General features: G+C 75.8%; 1 pseudogene. It reads right to left on the reverse strand.

Going from position 1 to position 664, the window contains the following annotated elements:
• A pseudogene (locus DQW85_RS21825) lies at positions 1-664 on the reverse strand (ATP-binding protein); the annotation flags it as partial.

Raw genomic sequence — 664 nt, forward strand, 5'->3', positions numbered from 1 at the left:
AGCCCGGCCAGGGCCGCGAGCGCGCCCGCGGTGGCGGCGAACGGCGCGGCGGCGCCGTCGGACGGGTCCTGCATGGCGATGGTGAGCGCCTGCGACAGCGGGTAGACCGCGCCCTGGGCGCTGCGCAGGCGGTAGGGGTGGTGGCTCATCTCGACCGAGCCGACCAGCACGGGCGCGATCTGCCGCAGCTCGTCGGCCGTCGCGCCGCCGGCCAGCACCCGTACGTTCCACAGCCCGGCCTCGCGGAAGGCGTCGAGCTCCTGCATACGGCGCTCGGCCCGCTCGGCGTCGAAGCGGGAGCGTTCGGAGGCGTCGCCGTACTGCCTCAGGACGTTGAGCTGCGTGCGCAGGTGGGCCACCTCGGCGTCCAGCAGGTCGGTCGGCTCGGCCACCACCAGCCACGCGAACGGCCGCGACATGAGCGTGATCAGCGTCGACTCGAACAGCGTGGGCCTTTTGAGCTCGTCAGGGTCGAACTCCCGCCTGCCCCCGAGCGGCGGCGCCTGGCGGCCTGGGCACGGGGTCCACACCAGGTCGGCGAGATCGGCCAGGTACTCCTCGCCGAGCTGCACTCCCCGCGCGCCGCCGGGGAAGAGCAGCGGCTGCGGCCCGGAGGGGGCGCCGGGCGCGTCAGGCGCCCGTCGCGGCTGGCGCGGGGGCGACA

This window comes from Nonomuraea lactucae, from assembly GCF_003313395.1.
Lineage (GTDB): Bacteria > Actinomycetota > Actinomycetes > Streptosporangiales > Streptosporangiaceae > Nonomuraea > Nonomuraea lactucae.